The sequence below is a fragment of the Sphingomonas leidyi genome, from assembly GCF_011761945.1.
In the GTDB taxonomy this organism is placed as follows: Bacteria; Pseudomonadota; Alphaproteobacteria; order Sphingomonadales; family Sphingomonadaceae; genus Sphingomonas; species Sphingomonas leidyi.
In genome coordinates this window covers 203,670-229,503 of sequence record NZ_JAASQV010000005.1, presented here as the reverse complement: position 1 = coordinate 229,503, position 25,834 = coordinate 203,670, and the positions used below count along the sequence as shown (strand labels likewise).

Genomic DNA, 25,834 nt, shown 5'->3' with positions numbered 1-25,834 from the left:
CGCTATCAGGCTTCGGAGTCGGCGCGCGCCGCCGATGGCGTGCTCCGCAGAATGAGGTACATGCCGCCAAGGCAGGCCGAAACCCCGACTACGCACACCACCGCCAGACCGATATAAAGTGCCGACATCCAGTCCTCCCAAGTCTTATCTGGAAGGAAGCTGCGTAATTTCTTGAGACCCGGCAAGAAACATTCGTCGCTGCACCGCGGCGTATCTTTGCTGCACATGCGAGACAATGGATGGGGATCGGCGAGGAAAGGGCGCAAATTGGTCGAATCCGCCATGCTGAACTTGCCTGACGATTATTCCACCCCTCTCATCCCCCTGCCATCCTGCTCTCGTCGTCCCCGTGCAGGCGGGGATCCCCGTCCGGTTTCATAGCCGGAACCAACCACCCGGCATCTCGCACCAGGTTTGCAATTGCGAATCGTTCGCGTTACGGACCGGCATCGAATCGCCCCGGAATCACGCACCCGAAATGCACGCCCCCACCGCCCAGGCAGAGCAGGCCAAGGCCAAAGCGAAACGCAGCCGGAAGAGCTTCTGGCTGAAGCAATTGCACACCTGGCACTGGATGAGCTCGGCGATCAGCCTGATCGGGCTGCTGCTCTTCGCGATCACCGGCTTCACGCTCAACCATGCCGCGGATATCGAAGCCGCGCCGAAATCGATCGATCGCGCCGCGCAGCTGCCCCCCGCCCTGCTCGCCCGGGTAAAGGCCGACGACCAGCCCGACAGCAAGAAGCCGATCCCCGCCGACGTCGCCAGATGGGTGCAGGACCAGGTGAAGATCGATGCGAGCGGAACCGCCGAATGGTCGGCCGGCGAAATCTATCTCGCCAAGCCGCGGCCCGGCGGCGACGCCTGGATCTCGATCGACCGCGACACCGGCGCAGTGACCAGCGAAACCAGCTCGCGCGGCTGGATCGCCTATCTCAACGACCTCCACAAGGGCCGCAACGCCGGCACCGCGTGGAAATGGTTCATCGACATCTTCGTATTCGCCTGCATCGTCTTCACCCTCACGGGCCTGGTGCTGCTCTGGATGCATTCCAGGCATCGCCGGAGCACCTGGCCGCTCGTCGCCGCGGGCCTCGTCATTCCCGCGCTCGTCGCGATTTTCCTGATCCACTAGGGAGCCATGTCCATGCACTATCGCATCACCGGCCTCACGCTCGCCGCGATCGGCGGGGCAGGCCTTCCCGCCGCCGCCGGCGCGCAGACGCTCGATCTGTCGATCGCCATTCCGCAGCTCAAGGTCGCCGAATATCACCGTCCCTATGTGGCGATCTGGCTGGAGAAGGAGGGCGCCGCCCCGCGCACCCTCCAGGTCTGGTATGATTTCGACGGGAACAGCAAGGAAGGCGCCGGCACCAAATGGCTGCGCGACATGCGCCAATGGTGGCGGGTGGTCGGGCGCGGCATGACCTTCCCGGCCGACGGCGTCACCGGCGCCACCCGCCCGGCGGGCAGCCACAAGATCACGCTCGTCGCCGGGCGCGGCGGCATGCCGGCGCTCACGCCGGGCAATTACAAGCTGATGGTCGAGGCGGCGCGCGAAGTCGGCGGCCGCGAAGTCGTCACCGTGCCCTTCACCTGGAACGGCACCGCCGCGCGCGGCACCGCCAGGGGCACGAGCGAGCTCGGCGCCGTCACCGTTTCGATCAAGCGCTGATTTCAGGGGGAATGGAGCCATGAACTTCCGCAAGCCGCTTATCGCCGCCGCCGCGATCGCCGCGATCGCCGCCCCGGCCGCCATCGCGCACCGCATGTGGATGGTGCCGTCGTCGACCACCGTCTCGGGCACCGACAATTGGGTGACGGTCGACGCGGCCGTGTCGAACGACCTGTTCTTCTTCGATCACCAGCCGCTGCGCGCGGTGCCCCTGGTCACCCAGCCCGACGGCACCGAAGGCAAGGTCGAGAACCACAATGTCGGCAAGTTCCGCGCGACGTTCGACCTGCACCTGACCCAGCAGGGCACCTACAAGGTCGCCGTGGTCAACGAGGGCGTGTTCGGCAGCTACATGCTGAACGGAGAACGCAAGATGCTGCCGCGCGGCACCACCGCCGCGACGCTCGCCGCCGCGATCCCGGCCGGCGCCACCGACGTGCAGACCGCGGAAAATCTCAGCCGCAACGAGATCTTCATCACCCAGGGCGCGCCGACCGCCACGGTGTTCAAGGCCAGCGGCAAGGGCATCGAGCTGGCACCGATCACCCATCCGAACGATCTCGTCACCAATGAGCCGGCGAACTTCCAGTTCCTGAAGAACGGCAAGCCCGGCGCCGGCCTCACCGTCACCGTCATTCCGGGCGGCATCCGCTATCGCAACGACCTGAAGGAACAGGTCCTCAAGACCGATGCCGCGGGCAAGGTCTCGATCAAATGGGGCGATCCGGGCATGTATTGGGTGATGGTCAACGAAGGCGGCGAGCGCCCCGAAGGCCCGGGCGCCGGCGCCCAGCGCCCCGCGGGCGCGGCTCCGAGCGGCCCCGCCGGCCCGCCGCGCGCCCGGGTGAGCTATGTCACCACGCTCGAGGTGCTGGCGCCTTAGAACCAAACCCGACCAAGGCCTTGATCTCTCGTCATCCCCGCCCGCTCGGGGATGACGATGGAGATCGCAGGATGGCGATGAAAGTCGCAGCGTGACCATGAGAAAATGCGCAGCCAGCCCGGAATAGCCATCCCCCCGGCCCTCTCGCCCGCGGCATTCCATCGCCGCCGGACGGGAGCCCCTGTCGCTTCCTGTTCGGGCGAGACGATGGGCACCGGCTGGTCGGCCCGCATCGTCGCCGCGCCCGAGGGCATCGCGATCGAGATCCAGGCGGAGCTCGACCGCGTCGTCGCCGAGATGAGCCATTGGGCGCCGGACTCCGCCCTTTCCCGCTTCAACCGCAGCGAGCCCGGCCGCTGGCAGCCGCTGGCCCCCGGCTTCGCCGATGTGCTCGCCGCCGCGCTCGCAGTGGCGGAGAAGAGCGGGGGCGCCTTCGACCCGGCAATGGGCGCGCTGGCCGACCTGTGGGGCTTCGGCCCGCCCGGCCCGCGCCTGGACCTGCCCGGCGACGCTGAGATCGTCCAGGCCCGCGCCATCTCCGGCCGCACCCGGATCGAGCAGGACGACCGCCGCGCCCGCCGCACCGCCCCCGCCGCGCTCGACTTCTCCGGCATCGCCAAGGGGCACGGCGTCGACCGCGTTGCCGAGATGCTGCGCAGCATGGCGCTGCCCGATTTCCTGATCGAGGTCGGCGGCGAATTGCGCGGCGAGGGGATCAAGCCCGACGGCCAGCCCTGGTGGGCCGATCTGGAGCCCGTGCCCGGCAGCCGCCTCGCCCCGCTGCGCGCCGCGCTCCACGGCCTGTCGATCGCCACTTCGGGGGACTATCGCCGCAGCTTCGCGCATGGCGGCCGCGACTATGCCCATACGCTGGATCCGCGCACCGGCCGGCCGCTGGACAATGGCGTCGCCTCGGTAAGCATCCTCCATCCCAGCTGCATGCTGGCGGACGCCTGGGCGACCGCGCTCACCGTGCTTGGGCCGGAAGGCATGGCGCTGGCCGAACGCGAAGGGCTCGCGGTACATATGGTGGTGCGCGAAGGCGCCGGCTTCAGCGAGCACTTCTCCCCGGCGTTGCAGGCGATGCTGGGCTAGCCCGTCGCAATAGGTAATCTAACCTGACTGGTTCAGTTTTCTATGCACGCGAACCAACCTTCCCCTCATGCCGACAACCCCATCGTCCTGTTGGTCGCGAAATCGGGCCGCCGCGGTTCGGCGAAGGACGGGAGGGGAGAAACGGGGCCCATAGTCCAAACTTCCGAAACTTCCGCTCAGGCGTCAGCCCAGCGGCGTAGGAGATTGTGGTACACGCCGGTCAGCTCGATCACCGCACGATCGTCGTTGCCGAGCGTCCCCACGAGCCGCTGCACGGCCTGGTCCATCTCGAACAGGATGCGCCGGGCGCCGTCGTCGCGGACCATCGACTGGAGCCAGAAGAAGCTCGCCACCCGCGTGCCGCGAGTCACCGGCTCCACGCGGTGCAGGCTCGACGAGGGATAGAGGATCGCATGCCCCGCCGGCAGCTTGACCGCCTGCTCGCCGAACTGCCCCTCGATCAGCAGTTCGCCGCCGTCATATTCGCCGGGATCCTCGAGGAAGACAGTCATCGACAGATCGGAACGGATGCGGAAATCGGTGCCGCGCTGGATACGCACGGCATTGTCGACATGGGTGCCGAAGCGCTGCCCCCCGCCATAGCGGTTGAACAGCGGGGGGAAGACCTTGAGCGGCAGCGCCGCCGCCACGAACAGGGGCGAGCGGCCCAGCGCGTCGAGGAGGATCGCGCCCGCGCGGCGATGCGCCTCGCCGCCTTCGGGCAGTTGCTCGTTCTGCTTGGCGAGCGCCGATTGCGCACCCGAGGTCACGTTGCCGTCCACCCATTCGGCCGCGTCGATCACCTGGCGGATCGCCGCGACCTCTTCCGGCGAGAGCAGTTCGGGAATGGCGATCAGCACAGCAGCTCCTCCAGTTCGGGCCAGCGCGAGGCCCGCAGCCAGTCCCGCGCCCTTTGCGCGAAGGCCGGCGTTGCGGTCTCGCGGCATCGGGCGAGCCAGTTCCGCGCCTCCGCCACCCGGCCCGCATCCAGCAGCATCCGGGCATGATTGAACGCGCCGCGGAAATCGCCGCCCTCGGCCGCCTGCCGATAGAAATCCGCCGCCCTGGCCATGTCGCGCGCCACTACCCAGCCATCCTCGTGGAAGCTGCCGACATAGTTGATCGCCTTGGCATTGCCCATCGCCGCGGCCCTTTCGAACCAGGCGAGCGCGGCGGCCTTGTCCTCGGCCAGGCCCTCGCCCAGCGCCAGCGCCGTCGCGTAATTGTACATGCCCCAGTCGAGCCCGCGCGCGGCGGCGACGCGGAAGCATTCGGCGGCCCGCACCTTGTCGACCGGGGTGCCCCAGCCGAGATCATAGCAGCGCCCGACCATGTTGAGCGCCATCAGATGGCCCTGCGCCGCCGCCTTGTTGAACCAGGCGAAGCCCTGGCGCGGTTCGCCGGCGTCGAGCAGCATCTGGCCCAGCACGGCCTGCGCCTCGGCCACGCCCTGCTCGGCGCCCGCCCGAACGAGCGCCGCCCGCGCCTCCGGCGAACCGGAGAGGCGGGCGGCGATTTCTTCCGCGGAGAGGCTGTCCAGCGCTTCGATCAGAACTTCACTCCCAGCGTGGCAAAGGCCGAGCGGCCCGGCGCGATCGACGCATAATGCGCCGTATAGGCCTGGGGGAAATAGACCTTGTCGGTCAGGTTCTGCACGTTGACGCTCACATCGAAATGCTCGTTGATCGTGTAGCCGATGCGCGCGTCGAAGCGCCAATATTCGGGCACCGTCACGATGCGGACCTTGGTGGCCGGCGTGTAGGTGGTGACGCCCGCGGCATTCTGGGTGAAGCTGCGATTGTCGGAATAGCCGCCGAACACCCGGCTCATATAATAGGCGCCGCCGCCGATGGTGAGGCCCTTGATCGGCGTGGCGTTGGCCCACAGGGTGAAGCTGTCCCGCGCGGTCTGGGTCGCCTGGCGACCGGTGTTGACCGAGGGAACGAGCAGGGTCTTGGGCTGCTGGACGACGACGCCGCCCACCGTGACCGCCGCCGCGGTCAGCACGGTATAGCCGCCGTCGACGATCTTGGGATCGAGATGGGTATAGCCGCCGAACACGTTCAGCCACTTGGTCAGGTTGCCGTTGAAGCTGAACTCGATGCCGCGGATGCGGCGCTTGCCGATGAACTGCACCGTATTGTCCGGACCGGTCGCGCGGGCATTGTCGGTGTCGGTCTGGAAGGCGGCCAGAGTCAGCGAGAGCTGGTTGTCGAACAGCCCGGCCTTGGCGCCGACTTCATAGCTCCTGGTCTTCTCGACCTTCAGGCTGTCGAGCAGCGCCAGGTTGGCGGCGGTGTTGGTGGTCGGCAGCGCGTTCGGCTCCTGCCCCTCGCCGAGCAGGCTGTTCGGCGGGGTCGCCGCAGTCGCATAGCTGGCATAGAGGCTGGTGTTCGCCGTCGGCTTGAAGACCAGGCCGGCCTGCCAGTTGAACAGCGTGTCGGTGCGCTCGAGCGGGGTCGTCTGGGTGGCGCCCGCGGCCAGCGCCGGCGTGATCTTGGACGTGAAGCGGTCGACGCGCGCGCCCAGGTTGAGGATCAGCGACGGGAGCAGCGTGATCGAATCGAAGGCATAGGCCGAGAGGGTGTGCGCGTCGTTCTGGGTCTCCGCGGTGGGGGCGCCCTTCACGATCGGCGTGGTCGCTGTGGTGGCGTCGCCGGTATAGTTCACCCAGGCGTCGTTCGGGTTCGGGCTGAACAGGCTGGTGCAATAGAAGCGGCCGATCGCGGCCGGCGTGCAGCGCGGGCTGATGGTCGAGCCGGTGGCGAGGACATAGGCGCCGCGGCGCGCCTTCTCCCAGCTGATCTCGAAGCCCGTCGCGAAGCTGTGCTTGATCGCCCCGGTCTCGAAGCTGCCGAACAGGTCGGTCTGGTTGGTCAGCGACTCGGCATAGCCGTAGCGGGTGTTCGCGCGCCGCCAGACCAGGCCGCCCGCCGTCGCCGTCGCCGCGGCGTTGGTGCCATAGACATTGCCCTGCTGATCGTCGGGCTGGGTGTAGATATAATTCTGCTCGTTATAGTTGTAGCGCGAGGTGTTGCGCAGGGTCACCGTGCCGAAGTCATGCTCGACGCGTACCGTGGCCTGGTGGGTGAAGGTGTCGCGGAAGTCGCGGCTCTTCAGGCCGTAGAAGGTGCTGCGGTCGACATGGCCGGTCGTGCCGGCGATCGTCCGCACGGTGCCGATGGCCGGCTCCGAATAGATCTCGCCGGTGCCCGGCGCATTGGCCAGCGTGTAGAGATAGGGAATGCCGCTGTCCGGCAGCTCGTGGCTCTCGAGATAATAATAGGAGGCCGTCAGGCGCGTCGGCGTGCCGAGGCCGATGGTCACCGAAGGCGCGACGCCCCAGCGGCGCTGCCAGATCGCGTCGCGACCGGCAACGTCCTGATCGTGCCACATCGCCGCGACGCGCACGCCGATGCCGCCGCCCAGATACTGGTTCACGTCCAGCGCGGCATGCTTGTAGTCCGCGGTGCCGACGCTGCCGGTCGCGCGGATGAAGCTGGTCTGCTGCGGCACCTTGGTGATGATGTTGATCGAGCCGCCGGCGCTGCCGCGGCCGCCCAGCGTCGAATCCGAACCGCGGATCACCTGGACCTGCTCGATCGCGAAGGTGTCGCGTGCCTGTGCGGCAGTGTCGCGCACGCCGTCGACAAAGATCGAGCCCTGGCTGTCGAAGCCGCGGATGAAGGGGCGATCGCCGATCGGATTGCCGCCCTCCGCGGCGCCGAAGGTGATGCCCGGCACGGTACGCAGCGCATCGGCCAGCGTCGTCGAGCCGGTCTGGTCGATCACGTCCTTCGGCAGGATCACCACCGAACGCGGGGTGTTCTGGACCGAGGCGGTAGCCTTCGGCCCCTGCAGCTCGGCGCGGCCGCCGGTGACGACGATCTGCTCGCGGTCCTCGGCACTGCGATCCTGGCCGTCCTTGTCCGCATCGGCGGGCGCCGGCGCATTGCCGTCGGCGGCATGCGCGGCCGGCGCGGTGGCGATGAAGCCGACACAGGCCAGTGCGAGGAACGATGCGCCCGAACGCGCGGTGGAAACACGACTCACGAATTGATCCCCCTGAACAGGTTATTTCGGGGCGAGCTATTGCGAGGCGTTCTCAGAGTCAATGCTAATGCGAGCTGTTCGCAGCTTTGTCGCAGAATTGTTGCAAATCAGCCGGGCGTCTGTCCCAGCAGCCAGGTGCGGATCGCGCTGGCGAGGTTGGGCGGATCCGCGCCGCCGATCCGCGCATGGTCGATCGCCGCGACCAGTGCGTTGAGCGGCAAGGCGCGCAGGTCCGCCGCGCGCTCCAGCGCCTCCCAGAAAAGCGGCTCGAGGCTGATCGAGGTCTGGTGTCCGGCAATGGTGACGGAGCGCTTGACCGGCCCGTGAAAGCCGCCCGGAGGCGGATCGACGTTCATTCCGTATCGAAGAGCGCCGCCAGCTGCTCGACCATCGTGCCGGCAAGCTGCTCCGCGTCCATGATCGTCACCGCCCGGCTGTAATAGCGCGTCACGTCATGGCCGATGCCGATCGCGACCAGCTCGACCGGAGAGCGCGCCTCGATCCAGCCGATCACCTGGCGCAGATGGCGCTCCAGATAGGAACCCGAATTCACCGAGAGCGTCGAATCGTCGACCGGCGCACCGTCCGATATCACCATCAGGATCTTGCGGTCCTCGGGCCGGCCGATCAGCCGCTGGTGCGCCCAGAGCAGTGCCTCGCCGTCGATATTCTCCTTGAGCAGCCCCTCGCGCATCATCAGCCCGAGCGCCTTCTTCGCGCGGCGCCAGGGCTCGTCGGCCTGCTTGTAGATGATGTGGCGCACGTCGTTGAGCCGGCCGGGCTGGGCCGGGCGGCCATCGGCCAGCCATTTCTCGCGGCTCTGCCCGCCCTTCCAGGCGCGCGTGGTGAAGCCGAGGATCTCGGTCTTCACGCCGACCCGCTCCAGCGTGCGCGCCAGGATATCGGCGCTGATCGCCGCGATCGAGATCGGCCGCCCGCGCATCGAGCCCGAATTGTCGATCAGCAGCGTGACCACCGTGTCCTTGAACTCGGTGTCCTTCTCCGCCTTGTAGGAGAGCGACTGCATGGGGTTGATCACCACCCGCGCCAGCCGCGCCGCGTCGAGCAGCCCCTCTTCCTGGTCGAAGTCCCAGCTGCGGTTCTGCTGGGCCATCAGCCGGCGCTGGAGCCGGTTGGCAAGCTTGGTCACCGCGCCCTGGAGATGGACGAGCTGCTGATCGAGATAGGAGCGGAGGCGATCCAGCTCCTCGGTGTCGCACAGCTCGGTGGCCGCGATCACTTCGTCGAACTGGGCGGTATAGGCGCGATATTCGAACTGGGGCGGCAAGTCGCTCCACGGGCGATTGGGCCGTACGGGCATCATGCCCTCATCGCCTTCGTCGCCCGGCTCGCCGTCGCCATCCTCCATCGCGTCGGACTGCTGCTGCTCGCCTTCCTCTCCGGCATCGGATTCGCGCTGCTCGCCGCGCGCCTCGGCCTGCCCCTCGCCCTGGCTCGTTTCGCTCTCGCCCTCCTCGTCGCCGGGCTGCTCCTCTTCGTCGGTGCCCTCGTCCTCGCCCCCGCCCTCGTCCGCCTCGTCGGGCAGCACATCGCCTTCGGTGAGTTCCAAGTCCTGGAGCAGCTTCGACGCGAGCGAGGCGAAGGCGCGCTGGTCGTCGATCGCCAGCGCCAGCGCATCGAGGTCGGCGCCGGCACGCTCCTCGATCCAATCGCGGATCAGCGCCATGCCGAGCGCCGCCGCGCCGGGCGATTCGCGCCCGGTCAGCCGCTCGCGGACCATCAATCCCAGCGCGGTGGAGAGCGGCACTTCCTCGCGATTGCGCGCGCGCGTGATCGGATCGGCGCGCAATTTCAGGTCGAGCGCATGTTCGAGATTGGCGGCGATGCCGGCATAGCCGCGCGAACCCAGCGCCTCGACCCGCGCCGTCTCGACCGCGTCGAACACCGCCCGTGCAACCGGCTCCCTGGGCGCGCCCTTCAGGTGCAGGCCGTTGTCATGGTGGCGCATGCGCAGCGCGAAGCTGTCGGCGAAGCCGCGCGCCTCGGCCACTTCCTCGGCCGGCAGCGTGCGCGACGGCGCCGGCACCTTGATCTGGCGCCCGTCCTGGCGCGGCGCCTCGCCGGTGAAGCTCAGCTCGGCCTCCCGCTCGCCCGAAAGCGCGCGCGCGGCGCCGCCCAGCACATTACGGAACCTGTCGAGGGGAGAGTCGGCGGCCATGCCCCCGCTTTGGGAAGCTTGGCCGCGCGATGCAAGCCTCGGCTAGATCCTCGGCTAGATATAGATGTAGATGTAGCGCACCTCGATCGAGATCGGGCGGAACAGGGTCGGGCGGAAATTGCGCTCGATCGTGAAGCGCGCATTGCCCTCGGCGTCGACGCCGTCGACGCGCACGACCGCGCCCATCACGTTGTTGAAGAACACCGGATAGGGGATCTTCCTGGGATTGGTCTGAAGATAGGGCACCTGGCGCTGCAACGGCCCGGCGGAACCGTTGTAGAGCACATAGTCGAAGCCCCGCTTCTTGCCGTCTTCATAGACTTCGAGCTCGAGCTGCACCTTGTTGCTCTCGGGCGTGTATTTCCGATAGCGCAACCGCAGGTACTGGCCGGCATCGCGCGGCACCAGATATTCGGTCCTGTACGCCACCGAATCGATCGGGATCGCCTTTTGCATCGCCTCGTCCTTGGCGCCGGCGAGGAAGACCTGATCGAGCTTGCCGTCCTTGTCGCCATCGATGAAGCAGAAGCGGACGATCGGCATGAACTTGGAGGCGAGGCCGCCGAGCAGCGCCGCGCCCAGCCCGGAACGGCCGCGCTGGTCCCGCCCGCAGAAATAGAGCCCCTTGCCGCCTATCTTGGCCTGCGTCGCCTCGGGCGCGACCACTGCGGTGAGCTCCTCGCCGGCGGCGATCTCGTCGGTGAACCTGTCGATCGACACCTTCACCGGCGCGAGCAGCGTGAGCTTCTGCGTCTGCTTGACCGAAGCGCGCATCAGCTCCTCACCCGGCTTCAACGTGAACGCCTTGCCGACCGGCGCGGCCGGATCGGGCCACATCGTGTCGGGCAGCGGAAACACTGCCATATTGCCCCCGCCCGCCGGCGCCGCGGCTACGAGCATCGGCACGCCCGCCAGCATGGCGAGCCCCTTCGATTTCCGGATCATCGTCCCCCCTCTTCCGCGCGATTGCCCGCGCCTTCCCGCGCCGAGCTTGCCCGGGCGCGAAGGGCAGCACAATCGCCGATCGATCCGCGATTGCCTTGGCTGCGCCTGCGCTTCATGGTTCCGGGCAAGGGGGATCACATGAAGCTTCTCGACCGTATCGGCCTCGGGCGGATGAGCCACGGGGAATATCGGGCCAACCTCAACGGCCTGGGCATCTTCTTCGGCGCCGTGCTCGGCTTCGTGATGGCGAGCACCGAGACGCTGGGCACCAGGGACTATACCCTGGTCCTCGTCGGCACCGCGTCGATGGTGATCACCATCCTCTACGTCTCGTCGAGCAAGCAGCGGCTGGCCTATGCGCTGCTCGCCGCGGCGGGGGTCGCGCTCATGCCGCTCGCGCTCAAGATCCTGCTCACGCCGGAGGCGCAGCTGCCGGTCCAGCTCCAGCCGACGCTCGCGGTATGGCTGGCGATGACCGTGGCGATCGAGTTCGCCCCGCGCGAGACGGGGAAGAAGGGCTAGGCGAGGCCTCCCATTGTCCCGTGTCGACCGTCATCCCCGCGCAGGCAGGGATGACGGAAACGAAGAGGAGGTCTCAGCCTGGCGGCGGCGCGCCGCTCAGGCCTTGCTCACCACGCTTTCGGGCAGGTCCTTGCCGAACACGCGCTGATAATATTCCGCCACCTGCGCGCGCTCCGCCTCGTCGCACTTGTTGAGGAACGACAGGCGGAAGGCGAAGCCGACATCCTTGAAGATCTCGGCATTCTGCGCCCAGGTGATCACGGTGCGCGGCGACATCACGGTGGAGATGTCCCCGGCGACGAAGCCCTTGCGGGTCAGGTCGGCCACGCGGACCATGTTCTCGACCAGCTCCTTGCCGCCCGGCTTGTCGAAATCGCCCGATTTGGCGAGCACGATCTGCGCCTCGACCGCGGCGGGCAGATAGTTGAGCGTCACCACGATGTTCCAGCGGTCCATCTGGCCCTGGTTGATCTGCTGGGTGCCGTGATAGAGGCCGCTGGTGTCGCCCAGGCCGACGGTGTTCGCGGTGGCGAACAGGCGGAAATAGGGATTGGGGCGAATCACGCGGTTCTGGTCGAGCAGCGTCAGCTTGCCCTCGGTCTCCAGCACGCGCTGGATCACGAACATCACGTCCGGGCGACCCGCATCATATTCGTCGAACACCAGCGCGGTCGGAGTCTGCAGCGCCCAGGGGAGCAGGCCCTCGCGGAACTCGGTGATCTGCTGGCCGTCCTTCAGCACGATCGCGTCGCGGCCGATCAGGTCGATGCGGCTGATATGCGCGTCCAGGTTGATGCGGATGCAGGGCCAGTTCAGCCGCGCCGCCACCTGCTCGATATGCGTCGACTTGCCGGTGCCGTGATAGCCCTGGACCATCACGCGGCGATTGTGCGCGAAGCCCGCCAGGATCGCCAGCGTCGTATCCGGATCGAAGACATAGGCGGGGTCGAGATCGGGCACGCGCTCGTCCGCCTCGCTGAACGCCGGCACTTCGAGGTCGCTGTCGATCCCGAACAGATCGCGCGCCTTCACCATCTTGTCGGGCGCGTCGAGGATCGTGGTGCTCCGGCTGTCGGGCTGGGTGTTGGGGATATCGGCCATGTCTTCGGATCCTTCCGTCGCCAGAGCGACTAGAAGCTCCCGTGCCGCACTGCAACGGGCATCGCGCAAAACGCACCGACGTCGCCTTCCGCCGCAAGCCCTTTCCTCGAATCGGCTTTCATGGGATCATGACGCCACAGTAACGGGCGCGCGCATCCACCGATTCTTAGCTCTCTGGGGAAGACGATGAACGGGAAGCTGTTGTTCCTGGCGCTGCTCGCGCCGCTTGCCGGTTGCGATTGGGGCCAGCAGCCTCCCCCGCCCCCGCGGCGCCCGCCGCCGGTGGTCCGCCCGGTCGATCGCGGGCCGAACTGGCTCGATCCGATCCCCTATTGCGAAGGCGCGCTGCGGCGCGGCGAATGGCTGGTCTGCGACAACAAGGGCCTGAACTGGCTGCACCGCACGCTGGCCGGCCAATGGGCGGAGGAACGCCAGGGTGCCGACCGCCAGCGGCTCTGGGTCCAGCGCCAGCAGCTCCAGGCGCTGCTCAGCGAGCGCGATGCCTGCCAGACGGCGGAATGCGTGGCCACTGCCTATCGCCGCTATCTCAAGGCGCCGCCCCGCTGGACCCAGCCGCCGGAATGGCGGCCCACCCCATCGCCGCGGCCGATCCACTATCGCCCCCGCGAGAAGCGCTGGAACTGGCGCGACAACGGCCCGAGCTGCGCATCGAAGATCGGCTGGCAGAAGGCGGCGCTGCTCGCGCGCCAGTGCACGGTGGTCAATCCCGACGGCCAATGCGGGCCGCAGCGGGGCTGCGAGACGCTCAAGACGATGATCCTCGACGGCTGCTGGGACATGGGCGATCGCCGCCCGGGCTTCTGCAACCGGACCTAGGGCGCGCGCCGCGGCATCCCCGCCTTCACGGGGATGACGGCGGTAGCCGATAGCCTCTAGTCGTTCTCGAATCTGGGCAGGCCGAACAGATCGACGAAACGCTGGGCCAGCGCGATGTCGCCGGCGACGGCCACGCGTCCCTCGCGGATCGACTCGGCGAGCGGCAGCGGGCCATAGAAGGTCGCGGCAAGCGGAGTCGGCACGCCTTCGAAGATCACATCGGCGCCGGCGGGGTCGCCGCGCTCGATCACCAGCCTGCCATCCACGATCGTCGCGCGGAACGGCTCGCCGCCAATGCGGAAGCCGAGATCGATCGAGAGCCCTTGCGCGCCCTCGCGGTTCATCATCGTCTTGAGCGAAAGCATGAAGGCGCCGTTGCTGAGCGGCAGCGTGACGTCGTGCGCGGGCGAACCCGCCGCCCAGCGGCTGAGCGCGAAGATCGGCTCCTCCAGCGCCGCGCCCCAACGGGTAAGCGCATAGACCTGGGCATTGGCCGGCGAAGGGAGCTGCCGGCGGCGCAGGATGCCGCCCTTCTCCAGCCCCTCGAGCCGCTGGGTGAGGATATTGGCGCTCAACCCCTCCAGCGCGCCGCGAATCTCGCCGAAGCGACGCGGCCCCAGCAGCAGCTCGCGAACAATCAGCAGCGACCAGCGTTCTCCGATCAGGTCCATCGCGAGCGCCGTCCCGCACGCGTCCTGATACCAGCGGCGAGCCTTTGCGAAATCCGAGTTAGTTATTTTTTGTGACTCCATAGTTGCTTTTAATAACCGAGTCGGGCATCAGGATCAAGAAAGCGATTCGCTGACCACCCAAAGCGGAGGTTTAGTCCGATGACATTGGTTCCTGCCGCAGAACTGGCCGCGCGTGAGACGGCGCGCTGGCCGGGCGAGTCCCCGGAATATCGCGCCGCGCGCACCGCGCTGCTCGCCGAGGAGATCGCGCTGCGCCGTCATCTGGAAAGCGTGGCCGAGCAGCGCCGCGCGCTGCCGCCGGGTCCGGAAGTGACGGGCGACTATGGGTTCCAGGGCGAGAACGGCGCGGCCCGCTTCGCGGACCTGTTCGGCCCGCACGATACGCTGGTGATCTATACCTATATGTTCGGCCCGCAGCGCGAGCGGCCCTGCCCGATGTGCACCTCGCTGCTATCGGCCTGGGACGGCGAGGCGCCCGACATCCTCCAGCGCACCGGCCTTGCGGTGATCGCCCGCTCGCCGATCGCGAAGCTCGCGGCGTTCAAGGCCGAGCGCGGCTGGCAGCATCTCCCGCTCTATTCCGACGGCGAACAGGCGTTCAGCCGCGACTATGGCGCGATCGCCCCCGACGGCTCGGACATTCCGCAGCTGCTGGTCTTCACCCGGCGCGACGGCACGCCCCGCCTGTTCTGGGCGGGGGAGATGGGCCCGGACAGCGCCGATCCCGGACAGGACCCGCGCGGCGCGCCCGACCTGATGCCGCTCTGGACCATCCTCGATTCCACCCCCGAGGGCCGGGGGACCGACTGGTACCCCTCCCTCACCTACTGAACCAAATCCCCAGGAGAGAAAACATGCCCCAGATGATCTTCGTCAACCTGCCCGTGGCCGATGTCGCCCGGTCGACCGCCTTCTACGAAGCGATCGGCTGCACCAAGGACGCCCGCTTCAGCAACGAGCAGGCCTCGGCGATGCAGCTCAGCGACACGATCGTGTTCATGATCCTGTCGCGGGACTTCTTCAAAACCTTCACGCCGAAGCCGATCGCCGATGCGCATGCGGTGACCGAGGCGCTGATCTGCATCTCGCGCGACAGCCGCGAGGCGGTGGACGCGATCGTCGAGGCGGCGGGCAAGGCCGGCGGCAAGGCCGATATCCGCGAGAAGCAGGACATGGGCTTCATGTACGGCCGCAGCTTCGAGGATCCGGACGGCCATATCTTCGAGCCGATGTTCATGGACCTCGAGGCCGCGATGGCGGCCTTTCCCGACGGCCCCGCCCATGAGCCGGCCTGAGCGGACGCGAGGGAAGGAGACGCAGCATGAAGCGTGACTTCGCAATCGGCTGGGCGCTGAGCGGCCTCGTCATCCTGTTCCTGGCGATGGATGCGGGCGGCAAGCTCCTCGCGCCGGCGGCGATGATCGCCTACAGCCCGCCGCTCGGCATCGCCCCGGACGTGAACCTGTATCGCGAGCTCGGGCTGATCCTCGCGATCTGCACCATTCTCTATGCTGTGCCGCGCACCGCGGTGCTCGGCGCGATCCTGCTCACCGGTTATCTGGGCGGCGCGGTCGCGATGCACTTCCGGGTGGGCAGCCCGTTGCTCAGCTACACCTTGTTCGGCGTCTATCTGGGCGTGATCGCCTGGGGCGGACTGTGGTTCCGCGATCCCCGCATCCGCGCGCTGATCCCGATCGCCGGCTGATTTCAGATCCAAAGGAGAGGACCGATGGCAGACAAGATCACCACCGTCCTGTGGTTCGACCATGTGGCCGAGGAAGCCGCCAGCTTCTACGTCTCGCTGCTGCCCGACAGCCATGTCGGCAGGATCTTCCGCGCGCCGGGCGACAATCCGAGCAGTAAGGAAGGCGCGGCGCTGGTCGTCGAATTCACCCTGGCCGGGCGCAGCTATGCCGGCCTGAACGGCGGCCCCAATTTCAAGCCGAACGAAAGCGTCTCGTTCCAGATCCTCACCGAAGACCAGGAAGAGACCGATCGCCTGTGGAACGCGATCGTCGGCAATGGCGGCGCGGAAAGCATGTGCGGCTGGTGTAAGGACAAATGGGGCTTCAACTGGCAGATTACGCCCCGCCGGCTGATCGAGCTCAATTTCGGCGACGATCCCGCAAGCGCGAAGCGGGCGTTCGAGGCGATGATGACGATGAAGAAGATCGACATCGCCACGATCGAAGCCGCTGCGCGCGGTTGAGGAGGATGCCATGACTGTCGAGATCACCGGCTTCAACTGGGTGCCCGATTTCGCGCGCGGCTATGTCCGCGATCTCAGGCCGCGCTGGGCCTGCGAGGAGATCGGCCTGCCCTATGCCATGCGGCTGATCAGCCCGGTCCCGCCCAAGCCCGCCTCCTATTTCGGGGAGCAGCCCTGGGGCCAGGTGCCGGTGCTGCACGATGGCGACATCCGGCTGTTCGAGAGCGGCGCGATCCTGCTCCACCTGGCCGAGAAGGACACGCGGCTGCTGTCGCGCGATCCGCAGCAGCGGGCGACGAGCATCGCCTGGCTGTTCGCCGCGCTCAACAGCGTCGAGCCGGGGCTGTTCGAACTGGGTAACGTCACCCTGTTCTCCAAGGACGCGGAATGGGCGAAACTGCGCCTGCCGAGCCTGATGGAAGATATGGGCAAGCGGCTCGACCGGCTCGCCGACGCGCTGGGCGAGCGGGAATGGCTGGGCGAGGACTTCAGCGTTGCCGACATCGCGATGGTGACGGTGCTGCGCAACGCCGACGGCAGCACGCTGATCACGTCGCGCCCCGCGCTGGCCGCCTATGTCGAGCGCGGCATGGCGCGGCCCGCCTTCCGGCGCGCGATGGCGGCGCAGCTCGCGGATTTCCAGCCCGCGCCGGTCGCGGCCTGACACTGTCGAGAGGAGAACCAAAATGGCTTATATGGACGGTTACGTGCTCGCGATCCCCGAAGGGAACAAGGAAGCCTATCGCAAGATGGCGGAGAAGGTCGCGCCGATCTTCCAGGAATTCGGCGCCACCCGCGTGCTGGAAGGCTGGGGCAACGACGTGCCGCATGGCAAGCTCACCGACTTCTACATGGCGACCAAGGCCGAGGAAGGCGAGACGATCGTCTTCTCCTGGGTGATGTGGCCCGACAAGGCGACGCGCGATGCCGGCTGGGCGAAGCTGATGCAGGACGAGCGGATGCAGCCCGACGGCGAGTCGCCCTTCGACGGCAAGCGCATGTTCTGGGGCGGCTTCGAGCCGATCCTCGACACGGGAGAAGCGAAATGAACGCGCATGGAAGCTTCATCTGGTACGAGCTGGTGACCGGAGACTCCGCCAAGGCCAAGGCATTCTACGATTCGGTCTGCGGCTGGAACATCGATGCCCAGCCCGCCCCCGGCGGCATGGACTATCGCATGATCAACGCAGCCGACGGCCAGGCCGGCGGCGTGATGCAGCTCAATGCCGACATGATCGCCGGCGGCGCCCGGCCCACCTGGCTCGGCTATCTCGGCGTCGACGACGTCGATGCATCGGTCGCCGCGGTGGTCGCGGCCGGCGGGCAGGTGCACCTTCCCGCCTTCGACATCCCCGATGTCGGCCGGCTGGCGATGGTCACCGATCCGCAGGGCGTGCCCTTCTATGTGATGCGCGGCGCCTCGCCGCACACCAGCACCGCCTATCAGCGGATGGGCCTGGGCCATGTCGCCTGGAACGAGCTGCTCGCGCCCGACGACGCCGCGGCACTCGCCTTCTACGAACGGCTGTTCGCCATCACCAAGGTGGGCGGCATGCCGATGGGCGAGATGGGCGAGTACAGCTTCATCGCCAATGGCGACAGCAAGGGCGAGGCGGTCGGAGCGATCATGCGCGTGCAGCCGGGCACCGCCCCGGGCTGGCGCTTCTATATCCGCGTGCCCGACATCACCGACGCGATCGCCAGGGTCGAGGCCGGCGGCGGCAAGGTCGTGTGGGGGCCCGAGCAGGTGCCCGGCGGCGAATGGGTGATCAGCATCGTCGATCCCGAGGGCGTGGCCTGCGGCTTCGTCTCGCCCGGCAAGAGCTGAGCCGCGATGACCGTCACCATCACGGCGTTCGAACGATCGCCCGATGGCGGCAAGGGGCTGGCGCGCGACACTCGGGTGCGCTGGGCGCTTGAGGAGACGGGCCAGCCCTATGCGGTCCGGCTCGTCTCCTTCGCCGCGATGAAGGCGCCCGCGCATCTCGCGCTGCACCCCTTCGGCCAGATCCCCACCTATGAGGAAGGCGACCTCGCCTTGTTCGAGACCGGGGCGATCGTCTTCCACCTCGCCGAGCGGCATGCGGGCCTGTTGCCCGACGACCCCGATGCGCGGGCCCGGGCGATCGCCTGGATGTTCGCCGCGGTGAACACGGTGGAGCCGCCGATCCTCGATCTGGTCACCGTCCGGATCGTCGAGGGCGACAAGCCCTGGGCGGCCGAGCGCATGCCGCTGGTCGTGGAGCGCATCCATGGCCGGCTGCGCCAGCTCGCCGACCGGCTCGGCGATGCGGAATGGCTCGACGGCGCGTTCAGCGCGGGCGACCTGATGATGGTCTCGGTGCTGCTCCGGACCCGGCCGTCGGGCATTCTCGACCAGCATCCGAGCCTGGCCGCCTATGTGGCCCGCGGCGAGGCGCGCCCCGCCTATCGGCGCGCCTTTGCCGACCAGCTCGCAGTGAACACCCGCCCGGCCGACTAGGCGAAGGCAGGCGAGCCCTTGAGCGTCTGATACGCTTCGATCACGCGCTGGAGCCGGCCTTCATGGCTGCGGTCGCCGCCGTTGCGATCGGGGTGGAACTTGCGGACCAGCTCGGAATAGCGCTTGCGCAGCGCCGTGCGATCGGAATCGATCGCGAGGTCGAGAACCTTGAGCGCCTCGCGGTCCTTGCCCGATAGCGGCTTGCCGTCCTTGCGCTCCGCCCGGTCCTTCACGCGATCGTTGAAGCGCGCGCCGATCGCATCCAGCGGATCGGCGAAATCCGCCCAGCGCGGCGGCCGGTCGGCGCCGCCCGCGCCCGAAAAGGCGCGCGTTTCGCGCTCCCAGCCGGCATAGGGACGCTGGGCGTCGTGGATCTCGTCGGGCGTCATGCCCTGGAAGAAATTATAGCCCGAGTTGAACGCGCGGACGTGATCGAGGCACAGCCAGCGATACTCGCCCGGCCCGTCATAGCCGCCGCGCGCATGGCCCATCGGCGCACGGAACTCGCCCGGCTCGGTGCACCCCGGCTCGGCGCACAACCGCCCCGGCGCCTCCACCCGGCCGTGGAAACGCGCGTTCGGCCTGTCTTTCCTGTGCTGGCCCTCGGCCACGCTACCTCCCTTGCGCAAACCGCCTATATAAGCGCGATGACCGACACTGCCACCGGCGGACTCGCCGACATCATCGCCGCCCGTCTCACCGCTGCGCTCGCCCCGGCGCATCTCGAAGTGATCAACGACAGCCATCACCATGCCGGCCATCTGGGCGACGACGGCACCGGCGAATCGCACTGGACGGTGGTGGTCGAGAGCGGGGCCTTTCAGGGCCTGTCGCGCGTTCAGCGGCAGCGCCTGATCAACAGCGCGCTCGCCGACCTGCTCGCCTCGCGCATCCACGCATTGGCGATCCGGGCCCGCGCGCCGGGAGAATGAGCATGCCGGACAAGCTCTGACACTGGACGGAAATCCAGGGCCGGGGCGAGTTCGTCCGGCATATCGCCCATCTCGCCAGCGAGCGGCGCATCGCGACCCGAAAGGATGGGTTTCCAAACTGTGGCTGTCCGTCCCGTACGCCGCGGGCTATGCATCCGGCGACGAAAGGGCTCTTATGACCGACGCGCTTTTCACGCAGATCATCACTCCCACCACCCATGATCTGGGCGGCTTCAAGGTCCACCGCACGCTGCCTTCCCGGCCGCGGACGATGGTGGGGCCGTTCATATTCTTCGACCAGATGGGCCCGGCGCGGCTGGACCTGGGCACCGGCATCGACGTGCGCCCGCACCCGCACATCAACCTCGCCACCGTCACCTATCTCTATGCCGGCGCGATCGACCATCGCGACTCGCTCGGCACCTTCGCCACGATCGAGCCTGGCGCGGTGAACCTGATGACCGCCGGCCGCGGCATCGTTCATTCCGAGCGCTCGCCCAGCGCCGAGCGCGCGAAGGGCCCGGAGCTGTCGGGCATCCAGACCTGGCTCGCCCTGCCCGAGGCGAACGAGGAAATGGCCCCGGCCTTCGAGCATGTCGGCGCCGGCGAACTGCCGCTCGTCGAGGCGCCCGGCGCGCGCTGCCGGGTGATCATGGGCACGCTGTGGGGCGCCAGCGCACCCACCACCACCTATGCCCAGACCATCTATGCCGATATCGAGCTTGCCGAAGGCGGCGCGGTGCCGATCGATCCTTCCGCCGACGAGCGCGCCATCTATCTCTCCTATGGCGATGCCAGCATCGACGGCGTCGAGATGGAAGTCTCCACGCTCTACATCCTGCGCCCCGGCATCACGGCGATCCTGCGCTCCGCCGGCGGCGCGCGCGTGATGCTGTGCGGCGGCGAGGACTTCGCCACGCCGCGCCACGTCTGGTGGAACTTCGTCTCCTCCAGCCGCGACCGCATCAACCAGGCCAAGGAAGACTGGAAGGCGGGCAACTTCCCCAAGGTGCCGGGCGACGACAAGGAGTTCATCCCGATCCCCGAAGTGCCCAAGACGGTGAGCTATCCCTAGGACGCGGCTCAGCATCTGCCGGCGCAAGCGGCGCTATGCGACGATGCCCGAGGCGCTGGGCGCGATCCATGCGTCGGGGCTGACGCTGCGTCCCTATCGCTGCGACCGTTGCTTCCAGTATCATCTGACCAGCCGCACCAGGGGCAAGCGCGCGGTGCGGCCCGAATAGGCGCCATTGCTATCGACGCGCGCGGGCCAGGATGATGGTTGAGGATGCACGCCTCCCGGCCTACCCTGCGGCAAAGAGACAAGCGGGAAAGGCAGACATGGCCGATTTCGAACTCCGGCAGATCACGCTTCCCACCGGCGTGACGCTGAACGTCGCCATCGCGGGCGATCCCGCCGCGCCGCCGGTCCTGCTGCTCCACGGTTTCCCCGAATCGCACCGCACCTGGCGCCACCAGATCCCGGCACTGGCCCGCGACCATTTCGTCATCGCGCCCGACCAGCGCGGCTTCGGCCATTCCGCCCGTCCCGAGGGCGTGGCGAACTATACGCCCGACAAGCCCGTAGCGGACCTGCTCGCGCTGGCCGACCATTTCGGGCTCGCTCCCTTCACCCTGGCCGGGCACGACTGGGGCGGCGCCATCGCCTGGATGGCGGCGCTGCAGAACCCGCAGCGCATCGCCCGGCTGATCATCGTCAACGCCCCGCATCCGCTGGTCTTCCAGCGCAGCCTGTTCGACGATCCGGCCCAGCGCGAGGCCAGCCAGTACATCACTGCCTTTCGCAACCCCGATTTCGAGCAGTTCCTCGCGCGAATCGGGCTGGAGAATTTCTTCGACACCACGTTCGCCAAGCATGCGGATCCGGCGCTGCTCGCGCCCGAGAAGCCCGCCTATCTCGCCGAATGGAGCCAGCCCGGCGCGATGACCGCGATGCTGAACTGGTACCGCGCCAGCATCATCCAGGTGCCCGCACCCGGGGACATGCCGGAGCGGCCGCCCTGGCTCGATGCGCCCTTCCCGCCACTCGGCCAGCCGACGCTGGTGATCTGGGGAATGCAGGACAGCGCGCTGCTGCCCGTCCAGCTCGACGGACTCGATGCGCTGGTGCCGGACCTGACCATGGTGCGCATCGCGGACGCCGGCCATTTCGTGCCGTGGCAGAAGCCCGATGCCGTGACCGAGGCGATGCGGGACTGGCTCGCCGCGCGGAACGGCTGAGGGCCGGAAGCCCGGGACGCCCTCGACCCTAGCGCGCCCGGCGCATCCCGGGCGCCTTGGCGACCGAAGGATCCTCGAGCAGCCGGCGATACTCGGCGCTCTCCATGCCGAGCAGCGCGATCCGGCCCTCGCCGTCGTGATGCACGCCCCAGCCGAACTGCTTCACCAGCGGCGAGGCGCGCAGGCAGGCCTGGGGCCTGGCGAAGAAATCCTCGCGGCTCTTGTCCCCGCCACGCTCGCGATATGCCGCGAAGATCAGGTCGTCGCTGGTCATCGCATAGGGCCGGGCGAGCAGCGCATGCTGCACCGCCGCCACCGTTCCCGGCTTTCCGGGCACGATGCCCTTGTGCACCGGAGTATCGGGGGAAGCGGTGATCAGCGTGTCGCGATAATTGGTCGACTTCATCACAACCGCACCTCGGCCGCGGCATCGAGGAGAATGCCCTGCTCGCTGCTGCGTTCCGCACCCGGGCGAACCCAGGCGGCATGGGCGTGCGCGGTGGCGACCACCATGCGCGGTCCGCCATCGGGCCAGGTCCGCACGCTCACCACCTGCTCGCCGAGCGCGCGATCGGGCTCCATCGCCACCCAGGCGAGCGGCCGTTCGGGCGTGGCCGCGGCGCCGGCCGCCTCCATCGCGGCGCGAATGCGCGCGGTGCTCGCATCGGGAACATATTGCCATACCACCGAATGCATCAGCACGCGCGTGACGCCTTCCGCCTGCGGCTCGGCCAGGCGCGCCTCGACCCAGTCGGCGGCATCGGCACGCGCGAGGTCCACGCCGCTCGCACGCACCATCGCGATCGCCTTGCGCAGCCGATCGAGCCGCATCGGCGTCTCGGCCCAGACATAGGCGGAGAGCCGCGCCTCCACCGCCGGATCGGTGACGTCGAGCGGCGCGACGTCGCAACCCCGGGTCGAGACGATCTCCAGCGGCGGCAGCGCGGGCGGGTCGCCCAGCCATGCGGGCGCGATCGTGACGGGCGAATCGGCCGGCCCGAGCAGCGCGCCGCCCAGGTCGAAGCGATAGCGATCGATCAGCAGGTTGAGCCCGCCGCTCGATCCGATCTCCAATATCTCCAGCTTCGGGTCATGGCGCCGCGCGACTTCGATCAGCCCGACGATCAGCGCGCCCGAGCGGCCCGGCTCGTTGGTCTGGGGCGGGCCATCGAGCCAGGGGAGCAGGGCGGCATCGTTGCGCGCCAGCACGCGGTCGAGCGCCGCCTGCAATGCTTCGCCCGCCAGCCTGCCCGCGAACGCCTCGGCCAGTTCCGCGTCGCTGCCCGCCAGCACCAGCGCGTGCAGCCCGCCGACCAGCCGCAGCGGCAGCGCGTCGCGAGTCGGCTCGCCCGGCCAGTGGAGCGCGCGGCGGCCGGTTTCGCTGCCACGCGTCAGCCCGTCGGCAAGCGCGGCGCAGATGTCCGCATAGATGGGCGCGTCCATCTTGCGGCAATAGAATTCCTGGATCCGGAACGCGCCGCGGTTATTCTCTTCACTGGCCATAAGAATTACCTCCGCGGCGCGTCTGTTGCGCCTGTCGGGTGCCCCTAGTAAAGCCCCGCCTTCGATGACCGAACCGCTGATCCTCGCCGTCCCCAAGGGGCGCATCCTCGACGAGGCGCTGCCGCTGCTCGCCCGCGTCGGCATCGTGCCCGAGCCGGACTTCGCCGACGCGGGCTCGCGCGCGCTCCGCTTCCGGACCAACACGCCGGCGATCGACCTGATCCGCGTGCGGGCGTTCGACGTCGCCACCTTCGTCGCGCATGGCGCCGCGCAACTCGGCATCGTCGGCTCGGACGTGCTCGCCGAGTTCGACTATTCGGAGCTCTATGCCCCGGTGGACCTGGGAATCGGCCATTGCCGCATCTCGGTCGCCGAGCCCGCCGACCTGGCGGAGCGGGACGATCCGCGCGGCTGGAGCCATGTCCGCGTCGCCACCAAATATCCGCACATCACCCGCGCCCATTTCGAGGCGCGCGGCGTGCAGGCGGAGTGCATCAAGCTCAACGGCGCCATGGAACTGGCGCCCGTGCTGGGCCTGGCGCCGCGCATCGTCGACCTCGTCTCCTCGGGCCGCACGCTCAAGGAGAACGGGCTGGTCGAAGTGGAAGTGATCGCCGAAGTGAGCAGCCGGCTGATCGTCAACCGCGCGGCCTTCAAGACGCGCGCGACCGAAGTGGTGCCGCTGGTCGACGGGTTCCGCCGGGCGGTGGCCGCATGATCCGGCTGGATGCCGGCGATGCGGGTTTCGCCCGGGCGTTCACCGATCTGGTCGACGCCCGGCGCGAGGCCGACGAGGATGTCGCGCGCGACGTGACCGCGATCGTCGCCCGCGTCCGAACCGAGGGCGATGCGGCGCTGCGCGACTATACCCGGCGCTTCGACCGGTTCGACCTCGACACGCAGGGCTGGAAGCTCGACCGTGCCGATTGCCTTGCTGCCTGGGAGGGGCTTTCCCCCGAATTGCGCGACGCGCTCGAGCTCGCCGCCGAGCGGATCGCCGCCTATCACGCCAAGCAGAAGCCCCAGGATCGCGACGAGATCGACGCGGCGGGCATCCGGCTGGGCGCGCGCTGGCGGGCGGTGGACGCGGCGGGCGTCTATGTGCCGGGCGGTCGGGCCGCCTATCCCAGCTCGGTGCTGATGAACGCGCTGCCGGCACGCGCCGCCGGCGTCGGCCGGCTGGTGATGGTGACGCCGACGCCGGACGGCGAAGTGAACCCGCTCGTCCTCGCCGCCGCGCATCTGGCCGGCGTCGACGAGATCTGGCGCGTCGGCGGAGCGCAGGCGATCGCCGCGCTCGCCTATGGCACCGACAGCATCGCGCCGGTCGACGTGATCACCGGCCCCGGCAATGCCTGGGTCGCCGAGGCCAAGCGCCAGCTCTACGGCGTGGTCGGCATCGACATGGTCGCGGGCCCGAGCGAGATCGTGGTAGTGGCGGACGGCAGGAACGATGCCGGCTGGATCGCCGCCGACCTGCTCAGCCAGGCCGAACACGATCCCACCAGCCAGTCGATCCTGTTCACCGACGATGCCGCATTCGCCGACAAGGTGGCCGAAGCGGTGGAGCGCGCGCTGGCCGCACTCGCCACCGAGAAGACCGCGCGGGCGAGTTGGGAAGCGAACGGCGCGATCATCCTGGTGCCCGATCTCGTTTCCGCGATGCCGCTGGTCGATCGCCTGGCCCCCGAGCATCTCGAGCTCGCCTGCGACAATGCCGAAGGGCTGTTCGACATGGTCCGCCATGCCGGCTCCGTCTTCATCGGTCGCTACACGCCCGAGGCGGTGGGGGATTATGTCGCGGGTCCAAACCATGTCCTCCCCACCGGCCGCCGGGCGCGCTTCGCCTCGGGCCTGTCGGTGCTCGATTTCATGAAGCGGACCAGCTTCCTGTCGCTCGACCGGGACGGGCTGGCCGCGATCGGCCCGGCGGCAGTGGCGCTCGCCCATGCCGAGGGACTGCCGGCACATGCCGAGTCCGTCGCGATCCGGCTGCGGGAGGCGTGATGCGCGTGCCGGACCTCGACGAGGACGGCTGGTGCCTGGCCAGCGCCGCCGACTATCATGCGCTCGATGCCGAAACCTTCGAGATCCCGGACGAAAGGGCCCGGGCCAGCCTGAAACCCGGCGACTTCGCCAAGCTGATCTTCCTGATCGCCGTGGAGGAGGACGACGAGCCGATCACCGACCGGATGTGGGTGGTGGTGCGCGAGGCGGCGGACGGCAGCTATTTCGGGCTGCTCGATAACGAGCCCGACATCGATGAGAATGACGCGTTCTGGCTCGGCACCGAAGTGCCTTTCGGACCGGAGCATGTGATCGAAGTGCAGGCGGGGAATGCCGAGAGCCGCGACTATGCCGCGCGGGCGCCGCTGAAGATTTGGCCGCGGGACTAGGCGCTTCTCCTTCCCTTGCCGAGAGGGGAATGGACGCTCGCCGCGCAAGACGCTTTGCCATCTCGGCCGAACGGACCTATGGGGCGCAG

Annotated in this window: 33 protein-coding genes; 21 read left to right on the top strand and 12 right to left on the bottom strand. The window is 68.3% G+C overall.

All coding sequences use genetic code 11. The features are described from left to right. Positions 1-5: 5 nt before the first annotated feature. Positions 6-284 carry a hypothetical protein gene (locus tag FHR20_RS20240; protein ID WP_167301414.1) on the bottom strand — a complete coding sequence of 93 codons (279 nt, stop codon included), beginning with the start codon at positions 282-284 and terminating at the stop codon, positions 6-8. Between the two features lie 194 nt (positions 285-478). Here FHR20_RS20240 and FHR20_RS20235 point away from each other — a divergent pair, with 194 nt between their 5' ends. From FHR20_RS20235 to FHR20_RS20220, 4 genes are all read left to right on the top strand, one after another. Next, positions 479-1,135, top strand: coding sequence for a PepSY-associated TM helix domain-containing protein (locus FHR20_RS20235; RefSeq protein WP_167301413.1), 657 nt, complete (start codon positions 479-481; stop codon positions 1,133-1,135). Between the two features lie 6 nt (positions 1,136-1,141). Next, the gene (locus FHR20_RS20230) at positions 1,142-1,675 is read left to right on the top strand and encodes a DUF2271 domain-containing protein (protein ID WP_167301412.1); all 534 of its coding nucleotides are present in this window, start codon (positions 1,142-1,144) and stop codon (positions 1,673-1,675) included. A gap of 19 nt (positions 1,676-1,694) precedes the next feature. Next, positions 1,695-2,558, top strand: a complete 864-nt coding sequence (locus FHR20_RS20225; RefSeq protein WP_167301411.1) for a DUF4198 domain-containing protein — start codon at positions 1,695-1,697, stop codon at positions 2,556-2,558. 207 nt (positions 2,559-2,765) lie between these two features. Further along, entirely contained in the window at positions 2,766-3,653 is an 888-nt protein-coding gene (locus FHR20_RS20220; protein ID WP_167301410.1) for an FAD:protein FMN transferase, read from the top strand. A gap of 176 nt (positions 3,654-3,829) precedes the next feature. Here the strand turns inward: FHR20_RS20220 and FHR20_RS20215 are convergent, their stop codons facing one another. From FHR20_RS20215 to FHR20_RS20190, 6 genes are all read right to left on the bottom strand, one after another. Beyond that, complete coding sequence (locus FHR20_RS20215) at positions 3,830-4,513, bottom strand: Fe2+-dependent dioxygenase (RefSeq protein WP_167301409.1); 684 nt, start codon at positions 4,511-4,513, stop codon at positions 3,830-3,832. Further along, entirely contained in the window at positions 4,507-5,100 is a 594-nt protein-coding gene (locus FHR20_RS20210; protein ID WP_341786485.1) for a tetratricopeptide repeat protein, read from the bottom strand. The genes FHR20_RS20215 and FHR20_RS20210 overlap by 7 nt, the downstream gene beginning before the upstream one ends. A 101-nt stretch (positions 5,101-5,201) precedes the next feature. After that, positions 5,202-7,706, bottom strand: coding sequence for a TonB-dependent receptor domain-containing protein (locus FHR20_RS20205; RefSeq protein ID WP_167301408.1), 2,505 nt, complete (start codon positions 7,704-7,706; stop codon positions 5,202-5,204). 107 nt (positions 7,707-7,813) lie between these two features. After that, on the bottom strand, positions 7,814-8,062 hold the full coding sequence (locus FHR20_RS20200; protein WP_167301407.1) for a ribbon-helix-helix domain-containing protein: 249 nt from the start codon (positions 8,060-8,062) through the stop codon (positions 7,814-7,816). Next, positions 8,059-9,885 carry a cobaltochelatase subunit CobT gene (cobT, locus tag FHR20_RS20195; protein WP_167301406.1) on the bottom strand — a complete coding sequence of 609 codons (1,827 nt, stop codon included), beginning with the start codon at positions 9,883-9,885 and terminating at the stop codon, positions 8,059-8,061. The genes FHR20_RS20200 and cobT overlap by 4 nt, the downstream gene beginning before the upstream one ends. Before the next feature lie 54 nt (positions 9,886-9,939). Beyond that, positions 9,940-10,830, bottom strand: coding sequence for a hypothetical protein (locus FHR20_RS20190; protein ID WP_167301405.1), 891 nt, complete (start codon positions 10,828-10,830; stop codon positions 9,940-9,942). Positions 10,831-10,968: 138 nt separating this feature from the next. On the opposite strand from FHR20_RS20190, the gene FHR20_RS20185 reads away from it, so the two are divergent. Beyond that, the gene (locus FHR20_RS20185) at positions 10,969-11,352 is read left to right on the top strand and encodes a hypothetical protein (RefSeq protein ID WP_167301404.1); all 384 of its coding nucleotides are present in this window, start codon (positions 10,969-10,971) and stop codon (positions 11,350-11,352) included. Positions 11,353-11,448: 96 nt separating this feature from the next. On the opposite strand, the gene cobS is transcribed toward FHR20_RS20185, so the two are convergent. Beyond that, the gene (cobS, locus tag FHR20_RS20180; protein WP_167301403.1) at positions 11,449-12,453 is read right to left on the bottom strand and encodes a cobaltochelatase subunit CobS; all 1,005 of its coding nucleotides are present in this window, start codon (positions 12,451-12,453) and stop codon (positions 11,449-11,451) included. Positions 12,454-12,639: 186 nt separating this feature from the next. On the opposite strand from cobS, the gene FHR20_RS20175 reads away from it, so the two are divergent. After that, positions 12,640-13,290: a hypothetical protein gene (locus tag FHR20_RS20175; protein WP_167301402.1), complete on the top strand. Its 651-nt coding sequence runs from the start codon at positions 12,640-12,642 to the stop codon at positions 13,288-13,290. A gap of 56 nt (positions 13,291-13,346) precedes the next feature. Here FHR20_RS20175 and FHR20_RS20170 read toward each other — a convergent pair whose 3' ends face one another. Beyond that, positions 13,347-13,961, bottom strand: coding sequence for a winged helix-turn-helix transcriptional regulator (locus FHR20_RS20170; protein ID WP_243857678.1), 615 nt, complete (start codon positions 13,959-13,961; stop codon positions 13,347-13,349). A 159-nt stretch (positions 13,962-14,120) separates the two neighbouring features. Here FHR20_RS20170 and FHR20_RS20165 point away from each other — a divergent pair, with 159 nt between their 5' ends. From FHR20_RS20165 to FHR20_RS20130, 8 genes are read left to right on the top strand one after another with little or no spacing between them, the layout of a single operon-like run. Then, positions 14,121-14,813 (top strand): DUF899 family protein, encoded by a 693-nt coding sequence (locus tag FHR20_RS20165; protein WP_167301400.1) that lies wholly within the window; start codon positions 14,121-14,123, stop codon positions 14,811-14,813. A gap of 23 nt (positions 14,814-14,836) precedes the next feature. Further along, entirely contained in the window at positions 14,837-15,277 is a 441-nt protein-coding gene (locus FHR20_RS20160; protein WP_167301399.1) for a VOC family protein, read from the top strand. Positions 15,278-15,303: 26 nt separating this feature from the next. Next, on the top strand, positions 15,304-15,687 hold the full coding sequence (locus tag FHR20_RS20155) for a DoxX family protein (RefSeq protein WP_167301398.1): 384 nt from the start codon (positions 15,304-15,306) through the stop codon (positions 15,685-15,687). A gap of 24 nt (positions 15,688-15,711) precedes the next feature. Then, positions 15,712-16,191, top strand: a complete 480-nt coding sequence (locus FHR20_RS20150; RefSeq protein ID WP_167301397.1) for a VOC family protein — start codon at positions 15,712-15,714, stop codon at positions 16,189-16,191. 10 nt (positions 16,192-16,201) lie between these two features. Further along, positions 16,202-16,855 carry a glutathione S-transferase family protein gene (locus FHR20_RS20145; protein WP_167301396.1) on the top strand — a complete coding sequence of 218 codons (654 nt, stop codon included), beginning with the start codon at positions 16,202-16,204 and terminating at the stop codon, positions 16,853-16,855. 22 nt (positions 16,856-16,877) lie between these two features. Beyond that, positions 16,878-17,240 carry a DUF1428 domain-containing protein gene (locus FHR20_RS20140; RefSeq protein ID WP_167301395.1) on the top strand — a complete coding sequence of 121 codons (363 nt, stop codon included), beginning with the start codon at positions 16,878-16,880 and terminating at the stop codon, positions 17,238-17,240. Continuing rightward, positions 17,237-18,019, top strand: a complete 783-nt coding sequence (locus tag FHR20_RS20135; protein WP_167301394.1) for a VOC family protein — start codon at positions 17,237-17,239, stop codon at positions 18,017-18,019. Before FHR20_RS20140 ends, FHR20_RS20135 begins: the two co-directional genes overlap by 4 nt. 6 nt (positions 18,020-18,025) lie before the next feature. Then, complete coding sequence (locus FHR20_RS20130) at positions 18,026-18,673, top strand: glutathione S-transferase family protein (protein ID WP_167301393.1); 648 nt, start codon at positions 18,026-18,028, stop codon at positions 18,671-18,673. Here FHR20_RS20130 and FHR20_RS20125 read toward each other — a convergent pair. Continuing rightward, positions 18,670-19,212: a J domain-containing protein gene (locus tag FHR20_RS20125; protein WP_243857682.1), complete on the bottom strand. Its 543-nt coding sequence runs from the start codon at positions 19,210-19,212 to the stop codon at positions 18,670-18,672. The genes FHR20_RS20130 and FHR20_RS20125 overlap by 4 nt on opposite strands. A 108-nt stretch (positions 19,213-19,320) precedes the next feature. On the opposite strand from FHR20_RS20125, the gene FHR20_RS20120 reads away from it, so the two are divergent. The 4 genes from FHR20_RS20120 (at position 19,321) to FHR20_RS20110 (ending at position 21,846) form a co-directional block, all read left to right on the top strand. Then, positions 19,321-19,605, top strand: coding sequence for a BolA family protein (locus tag FHR20_RS20120; RefSeq protein ID WP_167301391.1), 285 nt, complete (start codon positions 19,321-19,323; stop codon positions 19,603-19,605). A 175-nt stretch (positions 19,606-19,780) separates the two neighbouring features. Beyond that, positions 19,781-20,680: a pirin family protein gene (locus FHR20_RS20115; RefSeq protein ID WP_167301390.1), complete on the top strand. Its 900-nt coding sequence runs from the start codon at positions 19,781-19,783 to the stop codon at positions 20,678-20,680. Between the two features lie 43 nt (positions 20,681-20,723). After that, complete coding sequence (locus tag FHR20_RS23085) at positions 20,724-20,849, top strand: hypothetical protein (protein ID WP_279589467.1); 126 nt, start codon at positions 20,724-20,726, stop codon at positions 20,847-20,849. A gap of 97 nt (positions 20,850-20,946) precedes the next feature. Beyond that, complete coding sequence (locus tag FHR20_RS20110; RefSeq protein ID WP_167301389.1) at positions 20,947-21,846, top strand: alpha/beta fold hydrolase; 900 nt, start codon at positions 20,947-20,949, stop codon at positions 21,844-21,846. A 28-nt stretch (positions 21,847-21,874) separates the two neighbouring features. On the opposite strand, the gene FHR20_RS20105 is transcribed toward FHR20_RS20110, so the two are convergent. Both FHR20_RS20105 and FHR20_RS20100 read right to left on the bottom strand, forming a co-directional pair. Beyond that, entirely contained in the window at positions 21,875-22,252 is a 378-nt protein-coding gene (locus tag FHR20_RS20105; protein WP_167301388.1) for a DUF6157 family protein, read from the bottom strand. Beyond that, the gene (locus FHR20_RS20100) at positions 22,252-23,349 is read right to left on the bottom strand and encodes a DUF2332 domain-containing protein (protein ID WP_167301387.1); all 1,098 of its coding nucleotides are present in this window, start codon (positions 23,347-23,349) and stop codon (positions 22,252-22,254) included. The genes FHR20_RS20105 and FHR20_RS20100 overlap by 1 nt, the downstream gene beginning before the upstream one ends. A 64-nt stretch (positions 23,350-23,413) precedes the next feature. Here FHR20_RS20100 and hisG point away from each other — a divergent pair, with 64 nt between their 5' ends. From hisG to FHR20_RS20085, 3 genes are read left to right on the top strand one after another with little or no spacing between them, the layout of a single operon-like run. Next, positions 23,414-24,067 (top strand): ATP phosphoribosyltransferase, encoded by a 654-nt coding sequence (gene hisG, locus FHR20_RS20095; protein ID WP_167301386.1) that lies wholly within the window; start codon positions 23,414-23,416, stop codon positions 24,065-24,067. Continuing rightward, entirely contained in the window at positions 24,064-25,356 is a 1,293-nt protein-coding gene (gene hisD / locus FHR20_RS20090) for a histidinol dehydrogenase (protein WP_167301385.1), read from the top strand. The genes hisG and hisD overlap by 4 nt, the downstream gene beginning before the upstream one ends. Continuing rightward, positions 25,356-25,745: a hypothetical protein gene (locus FHR20_RS20085; protein ID WP_167301384.1), complete on the top strand. Its 390-nt coding sequence runs from the start codon at positions 25,356-25,358 to the stop codon at positions 25,743-25,745. Before hisD ends, FHR20_RS20085 begins: the two co-directional genes overlap by 1 nt. The last annotated feature ends 89 nt before the right edge of the window (positions 25,746-25,834 follow it).